Origin of the sequence: Streptococcus oralis, from assembly GCF_015561235.1 — a bacterium.
Taxonomy (GTDB): domain Bacteria; phylum Bacillota; class Bacilli; order Lactobacillales; family Streptococcaceae; genus Streptococcus; species Streptococcus oralis_BK.
This window is the reverse complement of record NZ_JADMTC010000001.1, coordinates 780502-798860: the sequence shown is the minus strand read 5'-3', so window position 1 is coordinate 798860 and position 18359 is coordinate 780502. Positions and strand designations below refer to the sequence as shown.

Below are 18359 nucleotides of genomic sequence, written 5' to 3'. Positions count from 1 at the left end.
TTAAGACTTTTTTATGGTATAATAAAATGATATAACTCGTTATTGGATAGAAGAGGAGAGATATGAGTGATTTGAAAGCGATTCAGGCTCGTAGTCTGGAAATGGCTGAATACTTCGTCGCATTTTGTAAAGAACATGATTTGTTATGCTATCTCTGTGGTGGAGGAGCCATTGGCGCCCTTCGTCATAAGGGCTTCATTCCTTGGGATGATGACTTAGATTTTTTCATGCCCCGCAAGGACTATGAAAAATTGGCAGAACTGTGGCCCCGTTATGCAGATGAGCGCTATTTCTTGTCAAAGAGCAAGAAGGATTTTGTAGACCGTAACCTTTTTATCACCATTCGTGACAAGGAAACCACTTGTATCAAGCCTTATCAGAAGGATTTGGATTTGCCACACGGTTTGGCTTTGGATGTTTTACCTTTGGATTATTATCCTAAAAATTCGGCTGAGCGTAAGAAACAGGTTCGTTGGGCTTTGATTTATTCACTCTTTTGCGCCCAAACTATCCCAGAAAAGCATGGTGCTATCATGAAATGGGGAAGTCGCATCTTACTCGGCCTAACTCCAAAATCTCTACGTTATCGCATTTGGAAAAAAGCTGAAAAAGAAATGACCAAGTATGGTCTGGCTGAGAGCGATGGAATCACGGAATTATGCTCAGGTCCCGGCTACATGAGAAACAAATACCCGATCGCATCTTTTGAAGATAATCTTTTCTTGCCATTTGAAGGAACAGAGATGCCCATTCCAGTCGGTTATGATGCCTATCTCAGAACTGCTTTTGGGGACTATATGACACCACCACCAGCGGACAAGCAAGTACCGCATCATGATGCTGTCATAGCTGATATGGATAAGCCTTATACAGAATACAAGGGAGAATATGGAGCATGATGGGAGAAAAAATAAGCGTTATCGTTCCGGTCTACAATGTAGAAGCCTATCTGGAGCGATGTGTGGAGTCGATTCTTCAACAGACTTATGCCCATTTTGAGTTAATCTTAATCAACGATGGTTCTACTGATTCCAGTGGACAGATCTGTGATCGCTTAGCATCTCAGTATGAGAATATCAAGGTTTATCATATCGAAAATGCTGGTGTTTCAAATGCTAGAAATATGGGAATTCAGCTAGCGACGGGTTCTTGGGTTACCTTTATTGATAGCGATGATTTCGTTACCCAGGATTACCTAGCTACTTTAGCAAGTGCAGTTGAAGGGTTGAATGTAGGCTTTGTAATTGCTCCTCTGCACCATATCAAAAACGGCATTGTAACTGATATACCTCCACATTCTGGAAAAACAGAACTCTGGTCAACAGAAGAAACCATGAAGGAACTATTGATGACTACCAGAACGTCATTTTTTCCAGTCGCAAAACTGTTTAAGAGAAACCTGCTTGCGGATGAAAAGTTTAATACAAATTATCATCTAGCTGAAGATGCCCTATTTTTAACTGAATTGCTACTAAAGACAAGATGCAGTAGCGTATTTATTGACAAACCTGTTTATTATTATGATCATCGTGAGGGAAGTGCAACAACATCTGTTAATCAGCATGTGTTTGATACGATAGAAGTTTATCAGCAAATAATCGCTCAAGTTTCGAAAGCCTTTCCTAATTTAAAATACGAATTAATAAACAGAGAATGTTGGTCGTACATCACAGTTTACGATAAAATTATCTTTACTTCACGTGAAGAGTATCAAAAGGAGAAAGCCGAGCTGAGGACTTGGATTGTTCAGCATCGACGCGAAATATGGAAGGATGCTTATTTCACTACTTTTCGCAAGGTAGCGATCCTTTCACTTGTCATTTCTCCATGGCTATATAAGAAAATTGTTGGATTAAAAAACTAATATCATGAGAAGGAGTTGAAAATGAATTTTTCAAAAATGGATGAATACTTTGAAAAATCAAAACTATGGATTGCGTATCTATTTGTTTTCATTTCGATTTTAAGTATGAGTTCACTGGTTTATAAGATAGCAAATCCCCTCTATAAGGGATTGTCAGCGATTGTAGTGCTTTATATTTGCTATACTTTATTGTTTAAGTGGAAAGAAATCACAGTAGATCGTAAATTTCTATCCTTATTTGGACTATTAGCTGGAAGCCATCTGCTATCTGCTATTTTCAATCGCTCGGGACATTTGATTGGAAATGTGATTGAAATTCTCTTCATGGTAACCTATGTTTTACTATTTACCATGTTGCAATCAGGGCAACTTAAAAAATTATTTGACTGGATTGCCTATACGGTTCAAATTGTATCTTTTTCTTCAGCAATTTTTGCGTTTGGTTTATTGGTAAGTAGAGTCCTTATCCTATTTAAGATTGGCGAACAATCTTATTACTATGGTGTCATGAATGGACGTCTGTGGGGAATTGTTAATCCTAATGCTAGTGCGATATTTTCATACATTAGCATTATTTTGGCTATGTATTTGATCCATAAAGGAAGTAAGTATTCTGTTTATCTTAAACTGAACAATGTGATTCAATTAGTTTACTTCGCTACGATGCAAAGTCGAGGAGCCTTACTTTCTTTACTTCTCATGATTGGACTCTATAGTTTCTTTGCTACTAGAGGAAGTATCGTTAAACGATTCCTCACTTTTATAGTTGTTGGTTTGCTGATTACTGCAACTAATATTGGATTAAGCTATGTAACTTCAATCTATATTTCATCTGAAACTACGACTGTCTTAGATTTAAACAAAGGACAATCCTATGCTGAAACAGATTCGTCTGTCGCTAAGAAGAATGGTGAGCTCCATCTGATTGAAACAACACCAAGTGGTAGAACCTATATCTGGAAAAATGCCATCAAGATGGGAAGTACGAAACCAATTTTTGGTTATGGTGTACGAAATGTTCCAGATTACTATACAGAATATTTCAGTAAATTTGAGATTCAAAACTCCCTTATCGGTGGGAATTTCCATAACATTTTTGTGACCATATTTGTCAGTTCGGGAGTTCTAGGCTTAGCATTCTTCTTTCTTATATTGGGATATGTAATCAAGCGCTTTTTAACTTATTTGATTGTTTCCAAGAAAAATACTGATAAATTGATCATGATCCTTTTCTTCGGTATCTTGCTTGGTCAATTATTTGAAAGTCAGATTATGTATTCAACCAACTTTATTAATATCATCTTCTGGCTAGCGATTGGCTATGGACTTGTAGTCTGCAAACAGGATGAAGGAATTCGGTATCAAGAAGTAACAGATGTCAGTGAAATTCAACAGATGGAACTTGGAATCATGGAGTATATTCATGAAGTTTGTCAGAAAATTGGGGTTAAGTATTTCTTAGCATATGGAAGTCTAATTGGTGCTGTTCGCCATCAAGGATTTATCCCTTGGGATGATGACATGGATATCTGCATGTTACGAGAAGATTATGAAAAGTTACAAGACTACCTTATCGCTAACCCTGATGAACGTTACGAGGTCATGTCTTATAAAAATAATCTCAACTATGTCTATCCCTTCATGAAAGTGCAGGATAACCATACCTACTTGTTGGAAGAAGATGTTCGCATCGATTCAAATATGGGGATATATGTAGATATTTTCCCTGTAGATGGCTACGAGGATGACGTAGAATTTAAAAACAAGATGACGAAACTGATAAAGAAACGTCAATTGAGTTGCTACACCTTTAAAGGCATTACTAATACGAAAAGTGTACTGAATTCACTGCTACGCTATGTGTCAGTTATTATTTTCTATTTCACCAATACGAACAAATACGTTGCCCAGATTGAAGAGCTTGCAAAATCCCGTAAAGTCTCAGATTATGAGCAAGTGGATTATCTTATCTACAAAGATATGAACAAACCAGTGTGGAGACGTGAATGGCTGGAACAAGCTACTACTGGAACATTTGAAGGTAAGGAATTTACCATTCCGAAAAATTATCATGAAATTTTGACCTCAGACTACGGAGACTATATGCAATTGCCACCGGTTGAACAAAGAGTATCTCATCATGATTTTAAATTGTGGAAGATTGTTAAAAGGTCTAAATAACGAACAGGATTGGGATTAAGAAACGTTTAAAAATATAGTCAAATTTAGGAGAATAAAACCTATGTCTGAAAGAACTTTAACTCTTGAAGAAATCAAACAAGTAGAATTGGATATTTTAAAGTATCTACATGAGCTTTGTGAACAACATCAAATCAAATACTTTGTTGATTTTGGAACCTTACTAGGAGCTGTACGCCATAAAGGATTCATCCCTTGGGATGATGATACAGATATTTCCTTAGCGCGTGATGAATTTGAAAAACTGTATAAGGTTTTACAAAATGAAAATCATCCCTACTATAAATTGATTTCATTCAGAGAAACAAAGGGATATCCATACAGTTATATGAGAGTCTATGATGTAAGGACACGTCGAGATGCTAACCTCGTAGACCCAACGGTCGTATTGGGAACTTGCGTTGACATTTTTCCATATGATGGTGTCGTAACACAGGAAAGTGACCGTAAGAAAATGAAACTCTACAAATATTTCGTTCGCCTTTCTTCTTTGAATTTTAAAGGGATCAAGTCTGAGAATGGTGGACTTAAAAACCTCCCTCGTTATATGGGATCAGCTATTTTCCGCTTAACTTCTCCACAGCTATGGAATCAAAAATTAGAGAGTCTTGCTTTGAAGTATAGTGTAGATCAAGCAACAGATCTTACTTGTACTATCTATGACCCTTATTATCCAAATGGTATAAAAAAAGAATGGCTCTATGATTTGATTGATATTCCTTATGAAAACATTGTGGTCAAGGTTCCTAAAAAATACCATGAAATACTTGTCTACGAATTTGGAGAAAACTATATGACTCCACCCCCTATTGAGCAGCAAGTCCCAGGAGGGGATAAAAACTACTGGATTGATTAGATTAGTAAAAGTTGCTTATTGTTAAGATAAAGGAGTTTTCAAGGTGAAAAATAAATGGTTATTAAAATCAGTTAGATATAGTGTTCTCGCATTCTTTCTATTACTGATTCAGTTATCGCAAGGAGTAGATGCAGATACCATCTCTGCAGGTTCGGGCAATCGTATCCATTTCATAAATACTAAAGCAAAATCTGGGAGTGATGCCATCCTTCTGGAAAGCAATGGTCACTATGCTTTGATTGATATGGGAGAAGACTATGATTTCCCTGATGGGAGTGACCCACGCTATCCAAGTCGCTGGGGAATTTCTATGAGAAATAATCAAGTATTGGAGGATCGCTTGATTCGCCACCTGGATCAAATAGGTGTAAAAAAATTAGATTTTATTATAGGAACTCATGTCCATAGTGACCATATTGGTGGAGCGGATGAAATACTCAATCGATATCAAGTCGGTAAGTTTTATTTGAAAAAATATTCAGATGATCGGATTACATCAAACTGGGGACTATGGGATAATCTTTTCAATTATGATAATGCTTTGAGAGCAGCTCAAAAACGCGGAGTTACTCTTATCCAGAATATTTCAGATGAGGATAGCCATCTAAAATTAGGTGATATGGATATCCAACTCTATAACTATAAGAATGAATATGATGCTGATGGGAATCTGAAAAGAGTTCGAGATGATAACTCCAACTCCATTGTTTCAGTGGTGACTGTGGCAGGAAAGAGAATCTATCTTGGTGGAGATTTGGATAATGCTGAGGGAGCAGAAGATAAGTTAGGTCCAGTTATCGGCAAGGTTGATATGATGAAATGGAACCACCATTATGATGCGACAATTTCAAATACGATTAATTTCCTTGAAAACTTATCACCAAAAATGGTTATTCAGACAACTGGTGGAGATATTAATGTTGCTTCAACCAGAGAATACCTTCAGAAGAAAAATATTCAGGTTCTGCATGCCGCTAGCCAAACTCAAGACGCTACCGTTTTTGATATTAGCGATAAAGGATTTGCTAATGTTTCAAATACCTTCCCTGATATCCCTGTAGTTGACGAAAAATGGTATCAAGAAGATGGTTATTGGAAATATCGTTTGACTGACGGAGAAATGGCTATCGGCTGGAGAGAGATTGGCGGAGCCACTTACTTCTTTAACGGAAAAGGACAAATGCAAGCAGGTCGCTGGCTTCATCTTAACGACGACTGGGGAGAAAATGCCAAAGGGAATGATTACTATCTGAACCAAAATGGTAAAATGCAAACTGGTGGTTGGTTCAAACTAGATGACTCTTGGTATTATATCCAATCAAATGGTGCTAGACGATTTAGCGAGCTCTCTGAAATTGGAGGGAAAAAGTATCTCTTTGCGGCAGATGGGAAGATGCTAACAGGACATCAAGTCTATAATGGCAAGAAGATGTTCTTTAGCGAAAGTGGTGCACTCCAAGCAGCAGGTAAGCCTTCAACTTGGCAAAAGATTGATTCAGATTGGTATTTCTATGATGAGGATGGGCTAAAGACTGTCGGTAAAAAGAATATTAATGGAAGCACGTACTACTTTAATCAAGAAGGTGTCATGCAAACAGGCTGGGCCTTTGTTGATGGTCACTGGAACTATTTTGCAAGTTCTGGAGCTATGAAAACCGGCTGGGCCAAGGATCAGGAAACATGGTATTATTTGGATAAAGATGGCATCATGTTAACTGGAAGCCAAGATATCAATGGTGTCCGTTACTATTTGAATACCAGTGGTGCCATGCAAACAGGCTGGGCCTTTGTTGATGGTCACTGGAACTATTTTGCAAGTTCTGGAGCTATGAAAACTGGTTGGGTCAAGGATCAGGAAACATGGTATTATTTGGATAAAGATGGCATCATGTTAACTGGAAGCCAAGATATCAATGGTGTCCGTTACTATTTGAATGCCAGTGGTGCCATGCAAACAGGCTGGGCCTTTGTTGATGGTCACTGGAACTATTTTGCAAGTTCTGGAGTTATGAAAACTGGTTGGTTGAAAGATGGTGATGCCTGGTATTATCTTGAAGGTAAAGAAGGAATTATGTTAATCGGCCTCCATCAAGTAGATGGTAAGCAATATTACTTTAGCAAATCTGGTGCCATGCAAACTGGCTGGAAATGGTTTGATAATCATTACCGTTACTTTGAATCAAATGGAGCCATGAAAACTGGTTGGATAAAAGACAAAGGCGTTTGGTATTATCTAAATCCTGAAGATGGTATCATGTTGGTTGGTCTTCATAAAGTAAATGGTGATCATTATTACTTTGATGAATCAGGAGCTATGCAAACGGGTTGGAAACAGCTTGATGGTAATTGGTACTATTTCCAAGCTGATGGTTATTTATTGAAGAACGCAACAACACCTGATGGTTATAAAGTAAACGAAGAAGGTATCTGGAAACAGGCTGTTGCTGCTGTAAATATTGAGGCAGTTAAGCCAGAACAGAAACAAGAATCTAATTCCTCTATTGTTGAACAACCTAAACAAGATTCAAACCTAGAAGCCAACGCTTCTGAAAAGAAGGAAAAAGAATAAAGAAGAAATCCCCTACTGGCAACTAATTTATCAGTAGGGGATTTTTTAATTTCGTTTTAATTTAGCAAGTACAAGGTTCAGTGCATAGTGGAGTGTTTTGTCTTTGGCGATAAAGAGGGCCAAGAGATAATAGATACCACAAGTTGCTACGGTGGAAAGAACCATGAGAATCATATTGAAGTTTACTGTGTAGGAATTGATTTGGAAAATCATTTTAAAAATATAGAAGATTGGGATAAAACCAAGGGATATGAGGCTATAACGTGTTAAGGTTATAAAAATTTCTTTTAAACTAATCAGTTGATGTTTCTTGATAAAATGAATTTCAAGTAAAACTACGATAGTTTCTGCGATAATGGTCGTAGCGATGTAATACTCAGGTGCAAAAATATTATTGAAATACAAGATGCTATTTAATAGTATATTGGCGCCACCACCGAGGAAGTAAAAGGCAGTTAAGCGATTTTCATGGTCGTTGATAAAAATAATCTGTTTACCAAGAATCAATTCAATAGCCCAGATGATGGTACGAAAAGCGAAGACGCTGGTTACGATACCTGCTTCAAGATACTTTTCAGAAGAATAAATAACAGTTGCGTACCGTCCCAATATCATAATCCCGATACTAGTTGGAACCATAAGGAAATAGAATAAGGATGCCGCTTGATTCACGAGATAATTGTAGGACTTGTAATCCTTTTTACCGAGATAGTAGCCAAGGCGCGGAATACTTACGTTGATAGCTCCACTCAAGACACTGGCAATTAGCATGACGATACTATAGGCAATTGTATAATAGGAAATATAGTTTTCATCCGGTCCCTTGGTGATAAACATTCTATCTAGCAAGGTATAAAGCATATTAGCGTTTGCTAAGAGAAGCATAGTGAAGAGCGGTTTAGAAGCTTTAGCTAATTCGACGAATCCAATTTTAACAAAAGAAACTTCTCTCTTAATCCAAAGAAAACTAAGCAGGTAGTTGAGGATAGTGGTCGCTGTCATAACGATAGCATAAGGAACGATATCATCTGCCGTTTTAACGAAGGCGAAGATAGCGACCAGCATGGTAATTCGAATAATTAACGTTTTGTAGAGGATGAAGGCATAGTTTTCATAAGCCTCGTTCATCCATTCGATATTGAGAAATTGGAAGAGTGCTTGGGCCCCTAGGATGTAGTAGAGGACTTTCAGGTTCTCAATGCTGGTGTCAAAGAAGATAATGAGGAAGTAGATACCAGTGGTCAGGAGAGAGGTAAAAACCGAGATATAAAACAACTTAGAAAAGACGTAGTTGATTTTATTCTTGTCATCCTTGACCTTACTGATAGCTCGAATCCCGTAGTTGTATATCCCAAAGGCAGCTAGTGGAATAACAAAGCTAGCCCAGGTATTGGCCGTATTGAAATAACCGTAATTGGATTTGCTGAGAATCCGCGTCAGATAAGGGTTGGTTATCAGAGGAAAAACGATATTGAGAATATTGACCAGCAAGCTGGCCAAGGCATTTACTTTTATATTTTTCATTGAACTTTCTTTCTTAAATCTAAAATCATATCTAGTATTATATCATATTCTCGCTTCATTCTTTTGATAAAATCGTAAAAATCTAGTATAATAGATAGACTGAAAGTATGAGGTTACTAGATATGAAGATGAAACAAATTAGTGATACAACACTGAAAATCACAATGACTTTAGATGATTTGATGGACCGAGGAATGGAGATTGCAGACTTTCTCGTTCCTCAGGAAAAAACCGAAGAGTTTTTCTATGCTATTTTAGATGAATTGGATATGCCTGACAATTTCCTGGATAGTGGCATGCTGAGTTTCCGCGTGACGCCAAAACCTGATAAGGTCGACGTCTTTGTGACCAAGTCCAAGATTGACCAGAATCTGGATTTTGAAGATTTGGCGGACTTACCAGACATGGAAGAATTAGCCCAAATGTCGCCGGATGAATTTCTCAAAACCTTGGAAAAGAGCATTGCAGATAAGACCAAGGACGATATTGAGGCCATCCAATCTCTAGAGCAGGTCGAAGCAAAGGAAGAAGAGCAAGAGCAAGCGAACAAGGAGACTGAGAGCAAGAAGGAACCTTATATCTACTATATCTTGCGTTTCGCAAATCTTGCTGACCTAGTTGCTTTTGCAAAGACTGTTAACTTCCAGTTGGAAACATCTGAACTCTATAAGATGAATGACCACTATTATTTGACAATCTTAGTTGATGTGGAGAATCATCCTAGTCCATATCCAGCCTGGCTCTTGGCTCGTATGCGTGAATTTGCTGACGACAGTGATATCAGTCGTTCGGTTTTACAAGAGTATGGTCACATCTTGATCAATCACGACGCTGTGTTCGGTCTTCAAAAAATTAATTCATAGTTTTTAGAAATCAATTTTTACTTATCAGAAAAGGCGAATCAGATGATTCGTTTTTTTCTTTTCTTTTCTTTTCTTTTCTTTTCTTTTCTATCTATAAATAGTGGTTTTCTTGGATAGGAATTTTCACAAAATTCTGTTATAATGGCTATATCAGAAAATTTCTAGGAGACAAACATGACAGTTAAAATTGCTTTACTTGGATTTGGTACCGTTGCAAGTGGCGTACCTTTCCTCCTAAAGGAAAATGGAGAAAAAATTATCCAGTCAGCTCATTCAGAGATTGAAGTAGCCAAGGTATTGGTCAAGGATGAAGATGAAAAGAACCGCTTGCTTGCAGCAGGAAATGACTTTAACTTTGTAACCAATGTAGATGATATTTTAGCAGACAAGGACATTATTATCGTAGTGGAATTGATGGGGCGTATCGAACCAGCTAAAACCTTTATCACTCGTGCCTTAGAAGTTGGGAAACACGTTGTTACTGCCAACAAGGACCTTTTGGCTGTCCATGGCGCAGAATTGCTAGAAATCGCAAAAGAGCACAATGTGGCACTCTACTACGAAGCAGCAGTAGCTGGTGGGATTCCAATTCTTCGTACGTTGGCAAATTCGCTGGTTTCTGACAAAATCACTCGTGTCCTTGGCGTGGTTAACGGGACTTCTAACTTCATGATGACCAAGATGGTCGAAGAAGGCTGGTCCTACGAAGATGCTCTTGCTGAAGCACAACGCCTTGGGTTCGCAGAAAGCGACCCGACAAATGACGTAGATGGGATTGATGCTGCCTACAAGATGGTCATTTTGAGCCAGTTTGCCTTTGGGATGAAGGTTGCCTTTGCCGATGTAGCTCACAAGGGAATCCGCAACATCACACCTGAGGATGTGGCTGTAGCTCAAGAGCTTGGTTATGTAGTGAAATTGGTTGGTTCTATCGAAGAAACTCCTTCAGGTATTGCCGCAGAAGTGACCCCAACCTTCCTACCTAAAGCACACCCACTTGCTAGTGTGAATGGCGTGATGAACGCTGTCTTTGTTGAATCCATCGGTATCGGTGAATCGATGTACTACGGACCAGGTGCTGGTCAAAAACCAACTGCAACAAGTGTTGTAGCAGATATTGTCCGTATCGTTCGTCGCTTGAATGATGGTACCATTGGTAAAGACTTCAACGAATATAGCCGTGAACTTGTCTTGGCTAATCCTGAAGATGTCAAAGCCAATTATTACTTCTCAATCTTGGCTCCAGACTCAAAAGGTCAGGTCTTGAAGTTGGCTGAAATCTTCAATGCCCAAGAGATTTCCTTCAAGCAAATCCTCCAAGATGGCAAAAAGGGTGACAAAGCGCGTGTGGTCATCATTACACATAAGATCAATAAAGCGCAGCTTGAAAAGGTTTCAGCTGACTTGACCAAGGTATCAGAATTTGACCTCTTGAATACCTTCAAGGTGCTAGGAGAATAAGATGAAGATTATTGTACCTGCAACCAGTGCCAATATCGGTCCAGGTTTTGACTCGGTCGGTGTAGCTGTTACCAAGTATCTTCAAATTGAGGTCTGTGAAGAGCGGGATGAGTGGTTGATTGAACATCAGATTGGCAAATGGATTCCACACGATGAGCGCAACCTTTTACTCAAGATTGCTTTACAAATTGCACCTGACTTGCAACCAAGACGTTTGAAAATGACCAGTGATGTTCCCTTGGCACGTGGTTTGGGTTCTTCCAGCTCGGTTATTGTTGCTGGGATTGAACTAGCTAATCAATTGGGCAAGCTCAACTTGTCAGACAATGAAAAATTGCAGCTGGCGACCAAGATTGAAGGGCATCCTGACAATGTGGCTCCAGCTATCTATGGAAATCTTGTTGTTGCGAGCTCTGTTGACGGAGAAGTTTCAGCCATTGTGGCAGACTTCCCAAAGTGTGATTTTCTAGCCTACATCCCAAACTATGAATTGCGTACCAGAGACAGCCGCGGTGTCTTGCCTAAAAAGTTGTCCTACAAGGAAGCTGTTGCGGCAAGTTCGATTGCCAATGTTGCAGTTGCAGCCTTGTTGGCAGGAGACATGGTGACTGCTGGTCAGGCGATTGAGGGAGACCTCTTCCACGAGCGCTATCGTCAAAGTCTGGTTCGTGAATTTACGACGATTAAGCAAGTAGCCAAAGAGAATGGTGCCTATGCAACCTATCTTTCTGGAGCTGGTCCGACAGTTATGGTTCTGGCTTCTCATGACAAGATGCCCAAGATTAAGGCTGAATTGCAAAAGCAGTCTTTCAAAGGCAAACTTCATGATTTGAAGGTGGATACCCAAGGTGTTCGTGTAGAAGCAAAATAAAGAATAGATGATAGGATGGGGAAACACTCGATTCGAGGGTTTCCTATCCTTTTTTTGAAAAGAAGTCTAGTTACAAACTTGATAAAGGAGAAACGAAGATGGCAGAAATTTATCTAGCAGGTGGTTGTTTTTGGGGTTTAGAGGAGTATTTTTCCCGAATTTCTGGAGTGCTAGCAACCAGTGTTGGCTACGCCAATGGGCAGGTCGAAACGACTAATTACCAGCTGCTCAAGGAAACAGATCACGCAGAAACGGTTCAAGTGATTTACGATGAGAAGGTAGTGTCACTCAGAGAGATTTTACTCTATTATTTCCGTGTCATTGATCCCTTATCTATCAACCAGCAAGGGAATGACCGTGGTCGCCAATATCGAACTGGGATCTATTATCAGGATGAAGCAGACTTGCCAGCTATCTACACAGTGGTGCAGGAGCAGGAGCGCATGCTTGGTCGAAAGATTGCAGTGGAAGTGGAGAAACTTCGCCACTACATTCTGGCGGAAGACTACCACCAAGACTATCTTAAGAAGAATCCTTCGGGTTACTGTCATATCAATGTGACCGATGCTGAAAAGCCATTGATTGACGCAGCCAACTATGAAAAGCCTAGTCAAGAGGTGTTAAAGGAAAACTTAACTGAAGAGTCTTACCGTGTCACCCAAGAAGCTGCTACAGAGGCTCCATTTACCAATGCCTATGATAAAACCTTTGAAGAAGGGATTTATGTAGACATCACGACTGGTGAGCCACTCTTTTTCGCCAAGGATAAGTTCGCTTCAGGTTGTGGTTGGCCGAGCTTTAGTCGTCCGATTTCCAAGGAATTGATTCATTATTACAAGGACTTGAGCCATGGGATGGAGCGAATCGAGGTTCGTTCTCGTTCAGGTAATGCCCACTTGGGTCATGTTTTCACAGATGGACCACAGGAGTCAGGGGGTCTCCGTTATTGTATCAATTCTGCTTCCTTGCGTTTTGTAGCCAAGGATGTGATGGAAGAAGCAGGATACGGCTATCTACTACCTTACTTAAACAAATAATACTCTTCAAAAATCTCTTCAAACTACGTCAGCGTCAGCTTGGATTATATATGTGACTGACTTCGTCAGTTTTATCTACAACCTCAAAGCGTTGCTTTGAGCAACCTGCGGCTAGCTTCCTAGTTTGCTCTTTGATTTTCATTGAGTATAAAACTGAGAGGGTGGGCGCTTCCCACTTTCTTCATTTCCAGAATATGAATAGAAGGGATTTATGAAACATTTACTATCTTACTTCAAATCCTATATCAAGGAATCCATTTTAGCACCCTTGTTCAAGCTACTTGAAGCTGTTTTTGAGCTCTTGGTTCCCATGGGGATTGCTGGGATTGTTGACCAGTCCTTGCCCCAGAGAGATCAAGGGCATCTCTGGATGCAGATTGGCCTGCTCCTTATCTTTGCAGTGATTGGCGTTTTAGTAGCCTTGATTGCTCAATTTTATTCAGCAAAGGCAGCGGTAGGTTTTGCCAAAGAATTGACAGACGATCTTTATCGTCATATTCTTTCTTTACCCAAGGACAGCAGAGACCGTTTGACAACTTCTAGCTTGGTGACTCGCTTGACTTCGGATACCTACCAGATTCAGACTGGGATCAATCAATTCCTGCGCCTCTTTTTGCGAGCTCCCATTATCGTTTTTGGTGCTATTTTTATGGCCTATCGCATCTCAGCTGAACTGACTTTCTGGTTCTTGGTCATGGTTTTCATTTTGACTCTTGTCATTGTAGGACTCTCTAGACTGGTCAATCCTCTCTACAGTGATCTCAGAAAGAAAACAGACCAACTGGTTCAAGAAACGCGCCAGCAATTACAAGGGATGCGAGTTATTCGTGCCTTTGGACAAGAAAAACGTGAATTACAGATTTTTCAAACCCTTAACCAAGTTTATGCTAGATTACAAGAGAAAACAGGTTTCTGGTCTAGTTTATTAACACCTCTGACCTATCTGATTGTGAATGGAACTCTCCTCGTCATCATCTGGCAGGGCTATATTTCGATTCAAGGAGGTTTACTCAGCCAAGGTGCTCTCATTGCCCTTATCAACTATCTCTTGCAGATCTTGGTGGAATTGGTCAAGCTAGCTATGTTGATCAATTCTCTCAATCAGTCCTATATCTCAGCTAAGCGAATCGAGGAAGTCTTTGCTCAAGCTCCAGAACACATCCATTCAGAGTTAGAACAAAAACAAGTTACCAGCAATCAGGTTTTACAAGTTCAAGAACTGACCTTTACCTATCCTGATGCAGCCCAGCCTTCTCTAAGAGATATTTCCTTTGATATGACTCAAGGGGAAACCCTTGGTATCATTGGGGGAACGGGTTCGGGTAAGTCAAGCTTGGTGCAAGTCTTACTTGGTCTTTATCCAACAGATAGAGGAAGCATTTCCCTTTATCGAGATGGATCTAGTCCTCGTAATTTGGAGGAATGGCGGTCATGGATTGCCTACGTGCCCCAAAAGGTCGAACTCTTTAAGGGAACTATTCGTTCCAACTTGACTCTGGGTTTTAATCGAGAGGTGTCTGACCAAGAACTCTGGCAGGCCTTGGAAATCGCGCAAGCTAAGGATTTTGTCAGTGAAAAGGAAGGACTCTTAGACGCCCTAGTTGAGGGAGGAGGGCGAAATTTCTCAGGCGGACAAAAACAAAGGCTGTCTATTGCACGTGCAGTCTTGCGCCAAGCTCCATTTCTCATCCTAGATGATGCGACCTCGGCCCTCGACACCATTACCGAGTCCAAGCTTTTGAAAGCTATCCGAGAAAATTTGCCAAATACAAGCTTAATCTTGATTTCTCAACGAACCTCAACTTTACAGATGGCAGACCAGATTCTCCTCTTGGAAAAAGGTGAGTTACTAGCTGTTGGCAAGCACGAGGAATTGATGAAGACTAGCCAAGTCTATCGCGAAATCAATGCATCCCAACATGGAAAGGAGGACTAGCATGAAACGACAAACTGCAAACCAGACGCTCAAACGTTTGGCTAAGGATTTAGCAAGCCATCCCTTCCTCCTTTTCCTAGCCTTTCTAGGAACTATTGCCCAAGTTGGCTTATCAATTTACTTACCTATTCTGATTGGGCAGGTCATTGACCAGGTCCTTGTGGCTGGTTCTTCACCAGTTTTTTGGCAAATTTTCATCCAGATGATCTTGGTAGTCATAGGAAATACTCTGGTACAATGGGCTAATCCTCTCCTTTATAATCGTCTAATCTTCTCTTATACCAAAGACTTGCGAGAGCGAATCATTCATAAGCTCCATCGTTTACCGATTGCTTTTGTGGATCGGCAGGGCAGTGGAGAGATGGTCAGTCGTGTGACCACAGACATCGAACAGTTGGCAGCTGGTTTGACCATGATTTTTAACCAATTTTTCATTGGCGTCTTGATGATTTTGGTTAGTATTTTAGCCATGCTCCAAATTCATCTCCTCATGACCCTCTTGGTCTTGCTGTTGACGCCCCTATCCATGGTGATTTCACGCTTTATTGCCAAACGCTCTTATCATCTCTTTCAGAAGCAAACAGAGACCAGGGGGATTCAGACTCAGTTGATTGAAGAGTCTCTTAGCCAGCAAACTATTATCCAGTCCTTCAATGCTCAGACAGAGTTTATCCAAAGACTGCACGAGGCGAATGCCAACTATGCAGGCTATTCTCAGTCAGCCATCTTTTATTCTTCAACGGTCAATCCTTCGACTCGCTTTGTCAATGCGCTCATTTATGCCCTTCTAGCTGGAGTGGGAGCCTATCGTATCATGATGGGGTCCACCTTGACCATTGGGCGTTTAGTGACTTTTTTGAACTATGTCCAACAGTACACTAAGCCCTTTAATGATATTTCTTCAGTTCTAGCCGAGTTGCAAAGTGCTCTCGCTTGTGCAGAGCGCGTCTATGCTGTCTTAGAAAGTCCTGAGGTGGCTGAAACAGGTAAGGAAGTCTTGACCAGTGACCAAGTGAAGGGAGCCATTTCCTTTAAGCATGTTTCTTTTGGATACAATCCTGAAAGGATCTTGATTAAGGATTTGTCTATCGATATCCCAGCTGGTAGCAAGGTGGCCATCGTTGGTCCGACAGGTGCTGGTAAGTCAACTCTTATCAATCTCCTCATGCGTTTTTATCCTATTCACTCGGGAGATATCTTGCTAGACGGTCGTTCCATTTACGACTATACCCGAGCGTCATTGAGACAGCAGTTTGGCATGGTGCTACAGGAAACCTGGCTTAAGCAAGGGACCATTCATGACAATATTGCCTTTGGCAAACCGGATGCCAGTCGAGAGCAGGTGATTGCTGCTGCAAAAGCAGCCAATGCCGACTTTTTCATCCAACAGTTGCCACAGGGATACGATACCAAGTTGGAAAATGCAGGTGAATCTCTCTCTGTCGGTCAGGCTCAGCTTTTGACCATCGCGCGTGTTTTTCTAGCTATTCCCAAGATTCTCATCCTAGACGAGGCGACTTCCTCTATCGATACGCGGACAGAAGTGCTGGTACAGGATGCCTTTGCCAAACTCATGAAGGGGCGAACAAGCTTTATCATTGCCCACCGCTTGTCTACCATTCAGGATGCGGATCTGATTCTAGTCTTGGTGGATGGTGATATCGTGGAGCATGGCAATCATCAGGATCTCATGGCCCGAAAGGGCAAGTACTACCAAATGCAAAAAGCGGCAGCATTTAGCTCTGAATAAGTCATTCCTATCCATTTTAAAATATTAATGACACTAAAAGTTGCCTTCGGGTGACTTTTTTGTTACAATAGCTAGAAAAAATCAAGGCCTTAGAAGGAGAAAAATAATGAAAGTCTATCAGCATGTAAATATCGTGACTTGTGACCAAGATTTCCATGTGCATCTGGATGGTATCTTGGCTGTTAAGAATTCTCAAATCTTCTATGTTGGTCAAGAGAAGCAAGAGATTCTAGATCAAGCTGAGCAGATTATAGACTATCAGGGAGCCTGGATGATGCCTGGTTTGGTCAATTGTCACACCCATTCAGCTATGACAGGCTTGAGAGGGATCAGAGATGATAGCAATCTCCATGAATGGCTCAATGACTATATCTGGCCAGCAGAAGCAGGCTTTACTCCTGACATGACTACCAAGGCGGTCAAAGAGGCTCTGACAGAGATGCTCCAGTCAGGAACAACAACCTTCAATGATATGTATAATCCCAATGGTGTGGATATTGAAAGAATTTATCAGGCAGTCAAGGCATCTAAGATGCGTTGTTATTTCTCACCGACCCTCTTTTCTTCAGAGACAGAAACGACTGCTGAGACTATAAGCAGAACACGATCCATTATAGAAGAAATCTTAGAATATAAAAATCCAAATTTCAAGGTTATGGTAGCACCCCATTCTCCATACAGTTGTAATCAAGACTTGCTGCAAGCGAGTTTAGACATGGCAAAAGAGCTGAATATTCCTATCCATATCCATGTAGCGGAGACCAAGGAGGAATCAGGAATTATCCTCAAACGATACGGTAAACGCCCCCTCGCCTTTCTAGAAGAACTAGGTTACTTAGATCATCCGTCTGTCTTTGCTCACGGGGTTGAACTAAACGAGAGAGAAATTGAACGCTTGGCAACTTCTCATGTGGCTATCGCCCACAATCCTATCAGTAATCTAAAACTGGCCTCAGGAATCGCTCCAATCATCCAACTCCAAAAAGCAGGAGTAGCAGTGGGAATTGCGACTGACTCGGTTGCTTCCAATAATAATCTAGATATGTTTGAGGAAGGACGGACCGCAGCTCTCTTACAGAAAATGAAGAGTGGAGATGCCAGCCAGTTTCCAATCGAGACAGCCCTTAAGGCACTGACAATCGAAGGGGCTAAGGTTCTAGGAATGGAAAAGCAGATAGGAAGTCTAGAAGTCGGCAAGCAGGCAGATTTTCTGATTATTCAACCTAAGGGAAAAATCCATCTTCAACCTCAGGAAAATATGCTTTCTCACCTCGTATACGCAGTTAAATCCAGTGATGTTGATGATGTCTATATTGCAGGAGAGCAGGTTGTCAAGCAAGGCAAAGTTTTGACAGTAGAAATTTAAAAAAATTTTAAAAAAGTTTGCAAAAATCTTGCATTCTTTTTTTGTCTATGCTATACTTATATA

At 40.5% G+C, this 18359-nt stretch carries 13 protein-coding genes and 1 other annotated feature (1 of these 14 running past the window's edge); of the genes, 12 read left to right on the top strand and 1 reads right to left on the bottom strand.

The genetic code is table 11. The features are described 5' to 3' along the window. The first annotated feature begins 62 nt into the window (after nucleotides 1–62). The 5 genes from I2H52_RS04060 (at nucleotide 63) to I2H52_RS04040 (ending at nucleotide 7488) form a co-directional block, all read left to right on the top strand. Nucleotides 63–899 carry a LicD family protein gene (locus I2H52_RS04060; protein WP_007520258.1) on the top strand — a complete coding sequence of 279 codons (837 nt, stop codon included), beginning with the start codon at nucleotides 63–65 and terminating at the stop codon, nucleotides 897–899. Beyond that, nucleotides 896–1864: a glycosyltransferase family 2 protein gene (locus I2H52_RS04055; protein WP_045617371.1), complete on the top strand. Its 969-nt coding sequence runs from the start codon at nucleotides 896–898 to the stop codon at nucleotides 1862–1864. Before I2H52_RS04060 ends, I2H52_RS04055 begins: the two co-directional genes overlap by 4 nt. 21 nt (nucleotides 1865–1885) lie before the next feature. Further along, nucleotides 1886–4045, top strand: coding sequence for a LicD family protein (locus tag I2H52_RS04050; protein ID WP_045617370.1), 2160 nt, complete (start codon nucleotides 1886–1888; stop codon nucleotides 4043–4045). Between the two features lie 61 nt (nucleotides 4046–4106). Continuing rightward, nucleotides 4107–4919 (top strand): LicD family protein, encoded by an 813-nt coding sequence (locus tag I2H52_RS04045; RefSeq protein ID WP_195594364.1) that lies wholly within the window; start codon nucleotides 4107–4109, stop codon nucleotides 4917–4919. Between the two features lie 43 nt (nucleotides 4920–4962). Then, nucleotides 4963–7488 (top strand): MBL fold metallo-hydrolase, encoded by a 2526-nt coding sequence (locus I2H52_RS04040; protein WP_195594362.1) that lies wholly within the window; start codon nucleotides 4963–4965, stop codon nucleotides 7486–7488. A 45-nt stretch (nucleotides 7489–7533) separates the two neighbouring features. Here the strand turns inward: I2H52_RS04040 and I2H52_RS04035 are convergent, their stop codons facing one another. Beyond that, entirely contained in the window at nucleotides 7534–9012 is a 1479-nt protein-coding gene (locus tag I2H52_RS04035; protein WP_045617367.1) for an oligosaccharide flippase family protein, read from the bottom strand. 122 nt (nucleotides 9013–9134) lie between these two features. Between I2H52_RS04035 and mecA the strand changes: the two genes are divergently transcribed. The 7 genes from mecA (at nucleotide 9135) to I2H52_RS04000 (ending at nucleotide 18296) form a co-directional block, all read left to right on the top strand. Next, on the top strand, nucleotides 9135–9875 hold the full coding sequence (gene mecA / locus I2H52_RS04030; RefSeq protein WP_045617366.1) for an adaptor protein MecA: 741 nt from the start codon (nucleotides 9135–9137) through the stop codon (nucleotides 9873–9875). Between the two features lie 174 nt (nucleotides 9876–10049). After that, nucleotides 10050–11336: a homoserine dehydrogenase gene (locus tag I2H52_RS04025; protein WP_084939786.1), complete on the top strand. Its 1287-nt coding sequence runs from the start codon at nucleotides 10050–10052 to the stop codon at nucleotides 11334–11336. A 1-nt stretch (nucleotide 11337) separates the two neighbouring features. Then, nucleotides 11338–12207: a homoserine kinase gene (thrB, locus tag I2H52_RS04020; protein WP_045617364.1), complete on the top strand. Its 870-nt coding sequence runs from the start codon at nucleotides 11338–11340 to the stop codon at nucleotides 12205–12207. 98 nt (nucleotides 12208–12305) lie between these two features. After that, entirely contained in the window at nucleotides 12306–13244 is a 939-nt protein-coding gene (gene msrB, locus I2H52_RS04015; protein ID WP_195594360.1) for a peptide-methionine (R)-S-oxide reductase MsrB, read from the top strand. A 211-nt stretch (nucleotides 13245–13455) separates the two neighbouring features. Continuing rightward, a complete protein-coding gene (locus tag I2H52_RS04010; protein ID WP_195594348.1) occupies nucleotides 13456–15180 on the top strand; it encodes an ABC transporter ATP-binding protein in 1725 nt (574 codons plus the stop codon). 1 nt (nucleotide 15181) lies between these two features. Beyond that, nucleotides 15182–16930, top strand: coding sequence for an ABC transporter ATP-binding protein (locus I2H52_RS04005; RefSeq protein WP_195594345.1), 1749 nt, complete (start codon nucleotides 15182–15184; stop codon nucleotides 16928–16930). Nucleotides 16931–17036: 106 nt separating this feature from the next. Beyond that, the gene (locus I2H52_RS04000; protein ID WP_195594342.1) at nucleotides 17037–18296 is read left to right on the top strand and encodes a TRZ/ATZ family protein; all 1260 of its coding nucleotides are present in this window, start codon (nucleotides 17037–17039) and stop codon (nucleotides 18294–18296) included. Between the two features lie 61 nt (nucleotides 18297–18357). Beyond that, nucleotides 18358–18359 (top strand) — a sequence feature (ribosomal protein L10 leader region) (it continues 134 nt past the right edge of the window).